Genomic DNA, 7,151 nt, shown 5'->3' on the forward strand with positions numbered 1-7,151 from the left:
CCTTGCGGCTGCCTTTGCTGCTGCGTACCCCTGGGCTGCGTTTGTTGCCTGGACTGCGGTTGGCCTGAACCTTCTCTTGGCGCTTCTCCCTGGGTTGGGCGCCAGGTTTGGGGAGCACGTTCCGGTTGGGGACTAGGCCGTTTTGAGGGAGGGCGGTCCGCAGCACCGGCAGGACCCCGCGGTGCTGAAGTCTCGCTTTTAGGTTTTGATGGCGCAGCCGTTTCTTGTGGACCTTGACTACCTTTATCCTTATCTGCCAGTTGTTTCCTGACCCAACTGGCCTGAGAATCCTCCATGGTACTCATGTGGTTCTTCACATCAAGGCCCAATTTCTGAAGGATATCAACCATCTCTTTACTGGATTTACCCAGTTCTTTTGCTATTTCATGCACTCTTACTTTGGCCATTCAACCACCCCCGTCGTATTTGGCTCATCTCCCGCAGCATAGACTTTTAATATTTGCCTGGCTATGCCTTCGTCATTTACTGTCACCGCTACCCGATAAGCCTTGCCCACCGCATTGCCGAGGCGATACTTATCGCCCCCCGCCAACCAGGGGATGTTCTGCTTCTCACACCAGGCTACCAGGGATTCTTTGGTCTTTTCAGATATATCGCTACTCATGATCAATAAATAGGCTCGATTACGAAGCAGACTATTCTTTACTGCCATAGCCCCCGATGAAACCGCTCCCGATCTCATGGCCAGACCCAGCAGGTTATACAATTTGAGCAATACCTCACATCCTTACGAATTCATCCCCGCAATTTTGGCTTCTATCGCAGCCAGAACCTCTGCAGGGATATCATGTTCCAGGGCCTTATGGATGCTTTTGGACTTAACCGCTTTATTAAAGCACTGCAGGTCAGGGCAAATATAAGCCCCGCGGCCGGCCTTTTTTCCGGTGCTGTCCACCACAATCTCACCATCCGGCGACCTGACTATACGAATCAGTTCTTTTTTTATTTTCATTTCCCGGCATCCCACACACATGCGCAGCGGGAGTTTACGCATCCTGGCCATATTCATCGTTCTCCGCATCATCATCAAATTCGGCTTCTTGTTCCTGGTCCTCGCCATATTCTTCGAATTCGTCCTCTTGCTCCAGGTCTGCGCCCAATTCCTCTATTTCGGCCAGATACTGGCTTTCATTCTTGATGTCGACCTTCCAGCCAGTCAGCTTGGCGGCCAAACGGGCGTTCTGGCCCTCCTTGCCGATGGCCAGCGAGAGCTGGTAATCGGGTACGATAACCCGGGCTACCTTCTCTTCCTCATTGGGTATGACATTCAAGACCTTGGACGGGCTCAAGGCATTGGCGATGAAACGCTTTGGATCCTTATCATACCTGATTATATCAATTTTTTCTCCGCCCAGCTCGGACACCACATTCTGCACCCGAAAGCCTCTGGGACCCACACAGGCCCCTACCGGGTCAACCTTCTCGTCATAAGAATGCACCGAGATCTTGGACCTGGAACCTGCCTCCCGCGCAATGGTGCGAATCTCTACGATGCCGTCATAGATTTCCGGCACCTCTAATTCGAACAGTCTTTTTAAGAAAAAAGGATGCGACCTGGATACGAAGATGTTAGGCCCCTTGGGGGTGTCCTTTACCTCGTATATATAGGCTTTGATGCGTTGACCAACCTCATACCTCTCCCCGCCGATTTGGTCGGAGGGCAGCATGATGCCTTCGGTTCGGCCCAGATTCACATAAGCGGTTTTGGCTTCGATGCGCTGCACCGTGCCGGTTACGATTTCGCCCTCGCGCTCCCGGAATTCCTGATAGATCAAGCTGCGTTCGGCTTCGCGCAGCTTTTGGATCACCACTTGCTTGGCGGTTTGCGCGGCGATCCGCCCAAAATTGGTTGGTGTGGCCTCTACATAGACCATATCTTCAACCTGGCAGTCGGGATACAACTCCAGGGCTTCATCCAATTGTATTTCCAGACGGGTGTCTTCGACCTTTTCGACCACTTTTTTCTGCGAGTAAACGTGCACATCCCCGCTCATTTCATCGAAATCCACGCTTACGTTTTGGGCCACGCCAAAATTTTTCTTATAGGCGGTATTTAAAGCTGATTTTATTGCTTCTATAAGAGCCAGCTTGGGAATCCCCCGTTCCCGCTCTATCTCATTTAAGGCTTGAATCAACTCATTGGACATGGTGCTTCCTCCTCTAAAAGTCTGGTTTCAACCTGATTATCGAGATCATGTCGCGCGGTATGTCGACCAGGTTATCATCCTGGTTTAACAGGCTGATTTTCTCTTCAGTAAAGCCCTGTAAAACACCGATAATCTTGCGTGGTCCGGAATAAGCCTGCAGGGTCTTGACCTTGATTCGCGCCCCCTTAAAGCGCAGCAGGTCCCGGTCGGTTTTTATGACCCGGTCCAGTCCCGGCGAGGAAACTTCCATATGGTCGTATTCTACCTGGGCTTCGTCGACGAGATCCTTCACTGCGCGGCTGGCTGCGCTGCAGGACTCTAAATCCACACCCTCTTCGCGGTCGATAAATATCCGCAGGATGCGGTCGCCGTCTTCACGCTTATACTCAATTTCCACCAGCTCCAATCCCAATTTGGCCAGGGGTTCTGCCACCAGGCTTTCCAAAAGGGCGGCCTTATTCATGTTCATCCCTTTTCCTCCGCATCTTAAGAGCCTTAGTTTGGCATTATACAATAGAAAAAGTGGGCAAGAACCCACTCATGAAACCAAACTATTACCAGCTCATTAAGAGTATAACACAATTTCTCAATTCTATTCAAGCTGCTTTAGAGTTCTAAATCGCGGCGGCCGGGCTCGCCCCGCCCTCAGGCAAAAAGGTTCAACTGGGCGCTCTCGGGCAGGCCTTCCAGGCAGCCGTATTTTCTCAGCATCTCCAGAGTGGTTTTATTCATATGAGTACGCATCTGCAATTCCTCCACCGACAGGAAGGGGGTTTCCCCGCGAAGCCTGACGATGCTCTGCGCAGCTGCAGCCCCCACGTTAGGCAGGGCCGAAAAGGGCATCAACAATCCATCTCCCTGCACCTGGAACTTGATGGCATGAGACTTATAGATATCCACGGGGTAAAAGCAGAAGCCGCGCGCATACATTTCCAGGGCCACCTCCAGGTAGGGCAGGAGTTTCTTGTCTTTGGCGCTGGCCTTCATGCCTTGTTTCTCAATCTCCTGGATCCGCTTCTGTATAAACTGGTAGCCTCCCAGCATGGTCTCGGCCTCGAAATCCTCGGCCCGAACACTGAAAAAGCTGGCGTAAAAGGCCAGCGGGTAATGCACTTTGTAGAAAGCGATGCGGAAGGCCATGGTCACATAGGCGGCCGCGTGCGCTTTGGGGAACATGTACTTGATCTTACGGCAGGAGTCGACATACCAGGAAGGGGTAAAACAGGACAGCATCTGCTCCTCTTCTTCCCGGTTGACCCCTTTGCCCTTGCGCACCTTTTCCATGATCTTAAAGGCTTTTTGAGGGTCCATCCCCAACTGAATCAGGTAAAGCATGATATCATCACGGGTGCAAATAACATCATTGAGCTGCGCCACCCCGGACTGCACCAGTTCCTGGGCATTGTTCAGCCATACGTCGGTGCCGTGGGAAAGCCCGCATATCCTGATCAATTCAGACATCGTGGACGGCCGGGTAGTCTCCAGAATCTGCCGCACGAAGCGGGTGCCAAACTCGGGAATGCCGAAGGTGCCCACAGTGCTGTTAATAACTTCGGGCTCCAGGCTCAGAGGCTCAAGCCCGGAAAAAATCTGCATGGTGGTCTTGTCGCCCATTCTGACGGTAGCGGCCTTTACTCCGGTCAAGTCCTCAAGTTCCTTGATGACAGTGGGATCATCGTGGCCGAGTATATCCAGTTTCACCAGCTGATCCCCGATGGCGTGGTATTCAAAGTGGGTGGTGATAATGCCCGAATCTTTGTTGTCGGCGGGATGCTGCAAGGGGGTAAACTCCAGTATATCACGATCCTTTGGAACCACAATCAGGCCCCCGGGATGCTGGCCGGTGGTCTTTCGAACCCCGGTGATCCCCTTGACCAGGCGGTTGATCTCCGAGTTTTTGTAGCTGAGATCCCGTTCTTCGCTGTATTTTTTGACAAATCCGAAGGCGGTTTTGGTAGCGATGGTGGAAACCGTACCGGCGCGAAAAACGTTTTCGCTGCCGAAAAGTTCCTCTACATACTGATGGGCCCTGGATTGGTATTCTCCTGAAAAATTGAGGTCAATATCCGGCACCTTGTCACCTTCAAATCCCAGGAAGGTTTCAAAGGGGATGTCAAAACCATCCCTCAATAATTCCCTTCCGCAGCAGGGACAGTTTTTATCAGGCAGGTCGGCCCCGCAGGAGAAACCGGCGGCGACGAATTCCGAATAAGCGCAATCCGGGCATAAATAATGGGGAGCCAAGGGGTTTATCTCTGTGATCCCAGTCAGATAGGCTACCAGAGACGATCCCACCGAACCTCGTGAACCGACCACATAACCATCCTGATTGGATTTCTGTACCAGCTTATGGGCGATCAGATATAAGACGCTGAAACCGTGCTCGGTGATGGAGTACAGTTCTTTCTTGATGCGGCTTTCCACCACCTCGGGAAGCACCTGACCATAGAGTTCCCTGACGCGCTCCCAGGCCAGGGCGGTGATCTCTTCCCCGGCACTTTCAATCTGGGGCGGATAAAAACCGTCCGGTACCGGCTGCACCATTTCCACCATGGCGTTGATCTGGTTGGGGCCTTCAACAACCACCTGCCGGGCCAGTTCGTCGCCCAAATAGGCGAACTCGGCCAGCATCTCCTCGGTGGTGCGCAAATACAGGGGGTGATCGGACTCAGCGTCATCATAACCCTGACCGGCTTGAATGATAGTGCGCAAGATGCCGTCATGCGGCTCCAGAACATGCACATCCCCGGTAGCCACTACCGGTTTGCCCAGTTCCGCGGCCAGAGCGATGATCTGGCGATTGATCTCCTGTAAGGCTTCCCGGTCCGGCAAGGTACCCTGGTTTATCAAGAATTCATTATTACTGAGGGGCTGTATTTCCAGGTAATCGTAAAACTCCGCAACGCTGCGCCGTTCTTCCCGGGATAAGCCCTTCAAAAAGGCCTGATACACCTCTCCGGCCTGACAGGCGCTGCCGATCAACAAGCCCCGGCGATATTTGGAAAGTTCGGCCCGGGGGATGCGGGGCCGGTTTTTATAAAAATGATGCAGATAAGACAAGGTGATCAACTGGTACAGATTCCGCAGACCTTCAGCCGAGCGGGCCAGAATGATGACATGATAGGCGCGTTCTTTGATATCTTTTTCATAGAGGTAGGCCTCAACCCCGTAAATGACCTTGATATGGTGTTTCTGAGCCGCATGGCAGGCGTCCGGGAAGGCCTGCACACAGCCATGGTCGGTGATGGCGATAGCCTGATGGCCCCACTGTGCAGCCCGGGCTACCAATTGTTCCACCTCCGCCAGTCCGTCCAAAGCGCTCATCTTGGTATGGACATGCAGCTCCACCCTTTTGTCGGGGGCCTGATCCCGGCGTTGCGGAGCTTCCATGTTTTCAATGGCAGCGGCGAACAAGACGGCCTCATGGGTAAAAGGGTCATAGCGTATGTCCCCGTTGGCCGTTATCCATTGATCGATCAGTAAATGGTCGTCTGCAGGTTTATCCAGAAATTGTTTTACGATGACACTCCCGGTATAATCAGTGAGATAGTATTCCACCGCGCAGCGCCCGCCGCGGATGGCTTTGATCTCTTTATGCCATATCTGTCCCTCCACCCTGATGCCCTGCTGGCCTTCCTGCAGGTCGCTCATCCTGATCAGGGCGGCTTTGGCTCTGGATTTCCCTCTAGATGCGTTTTTGCGGGGTTTTGAGGCGGAGACGTCGTAGCTCAAAACCTGGTATTCGGCAGCGGGGATAAGGGTTTGAGAATTCTTAGAGCCGTTCTCTTGGGGGCTCTCCTGCAACCTGACGCGGGAAATCACCTGCAGCCCGTAGTTTTCCTTGAACCACCGCGAAATCCGGCTGCAGGCCTCTATATCCAGCAAGGCCTGGTATTGCTGCCTGTGCCCGGCTATCAGATCCAGGCGCTGGTTCTCCACCTTCCACAACGGGCTGGATTCCTGCTGTTCCAGGAGAAGCCGGATCGAATCCCAGTGATCTCTCACCACCGCTTCCAGGACGGCATCGTCGAGCTGTGTTAAAAGCTCGACCCCCACCTCACAGTCCAGGCTGCTCTGCAGGCAGTTTGCGGTCTCTTCCAATATGCCGGCCGGCAAAGGCTGCGGCACTTCAACCAGCAGCCGCCACAGCTTGCGTGACGAGTACACCTCCACCTTCTGTATAACAGAACCCTGCCAGGCACCAGCCTGGCAGAATTGGAAGTCATTATATAACAGCGCAAAAAAATCTGCGCTCTTCGTCAAAATCTCCATCCCCTATCCCAAAAGATCACCGGCTGGTCGGTGCCAACCTAATTCAAACGATAAATGCTGCGGATATCCTGCATCTCACCCAGCTGTTCCATAACCTGTTCGACCGAGGTGTTGGAAGGGATCTGCAGCAATAACTCGATCTCCAGATCATCGCCTTCCAGGCGATTTAGCTGAATATTTTTAATCAGCACGTTCATTTCACCTAAAACCGATCCAATTACGCCTACCTGCCCGGGCCGGTCCTCCACCACCAGAACCAGGCCTTTATATTCCCTGCGCCCGGTGAAACGTTGTTCGAAGCGGATGAAGTAGATGAGCACGAACAGGATCAAAAGGGTGGTGGCCACTGCAGGAAGATACAGCCCGGCTCCAACCGCAAGGCCGATGCAGGCTACAACCCACAGCCCGGCAGCGGTGGTTAAGCCTTGCACGGTGGAGCCTTCACGCATGATGGTTCCTGCTCCCAAAAAACCGATCCCGCTGACTACCTGGGCGGCAATACGGCCGGGATCGGCATTTACGGTATGGTAGTACTGCAGGTATATGTCGATAGAAACAATCATCGCCAGGGTGGAGCCCACACAGACCAGAGTATAGGTGCGCAGTCCAGCCGGCCGGCTCAGACTTTCGCGCTCCAGGCCGATCAATCCCCCCAGTATTCCAGCCAGGGCTAGTTTAAAGACAACCTCGTAAATGGTCATACTTCCACAT

The 7,151-nt window shown here is 53.3% G+C and carries 7 protein-coding genes; all 7 read right to left on the reverse strand.

Features of this window, described 5'->3' with window-relative positions; all coding sequences use genetic code 11:
- A partial coding sequence (locus B3W37_RS02995) for a translation initiation factor IF-2 N-terminal domain-containing protein (RefSeq protein WP_483171135.1) occupies window positions 1-407 on the reverse strand: 407 nt, incomplete at its 3' end.
- The gene (locus B3W37_RS03000; protein ID WP_481040015.1) at window positions 395-736 is read right to left on the reverse strand and encodes a L7Ae/L30e/S12e/Gadd45 family ribosomal protein; all 342 of its coding nucleotides are present in this window, start codon (window positions 734-736) and stop codon (window positions 395-397) included. The genes B3W37_RS03000 and B3W37_RS02995, both read right to left, overlap by 13 nt.
- 12 nt (window positions 737-748) lie before the next feature.
- Window positions 749-1,024: an RNase P modulator RnpM gene (gene rnpM / locus B3W37_RS03005; protein WP_481040017.1), complete on the reverse strand. Its 276-nt coding sequence runs from the start codon at window positions 1,022-1,024 to the stop codon at window positions 749-751.
- Complete coding sequence (gene nusA, locus B3W37_RS03010) at window positions 1,008-2,168, reverse strand: transcription termination factor NusA (protein WP_483174747.1); 1,161 nt, start codon at window positions 2,166-2,168, stop codon at window positions 1,008-1,010. Before nusA ends, rnpM begins: the two co-directional genes overlap by 17 nt.
- Window positions 2,169-2,181: 13 nt before the next feature.
- The gene (locus B3W37_RS03015; RefSeq protein WP_483171130.1) at window positions 2,182-2,637 is read right to left on the reverse strand and encodes a ribosome maturation factor RimP; all 456 of its coding nucleotides are present in this window, start codon (window positions 2,635-2,637) and stop codon (window positions 2,182-2,184) included.
- Between the two features lie 176 nt (window positions 2,638-2,813).
- On the reverse strand, window positions 2,814-6,431 hold the full coding sequence (locus tag B3W37_RS03020) for a PolC-type DNA polymerase III (protein ID WP_483174749.1): 3,618 nt from the start codon (window positions 6,429-6,431) through the stop codon (window positions 2,814-2,816).
- Window positions 6,432-6,478: 47 nt separating this feature from the next.
- Window positions 6,479-7,151 (reverse strand): MgtC/SapB family protein (locus B3W37_RS03025; protein ID WP_483174750.1); only part of this gene is annotated, 673 nt, incomplete at its 5' end.

The sequence above is a fragment of the Syntrophomonas sp. UBA5494 genome (assembly GCF_002426325.1).

What these genes read in the sequence shown, in the direction of transcription:
- rnpM (WP_481040017.1), bottom strand. Translation starts at nt 1,024, where the DNA reads ATGGCCAGGATGCGTAAACTCCCGCTGCGCATGTGTGTGGGATGCCGG.
- nusA (WP_483174747.1), bottom strand. Translation starts at nt 2,168, where the DNA reads ATGTCCAATGAGTTGATTCAAGCCTTAAATGAGATAGAGCGGGAACGG.
- B3W37_RS03015 (WP_483171130.1), bottom strand. Translation starts at nt 2,637, where the DNA reads ATGAACATGAATAAGGCCGCCCTTTTGGAAAGCCTGGTGGCAGAACCC.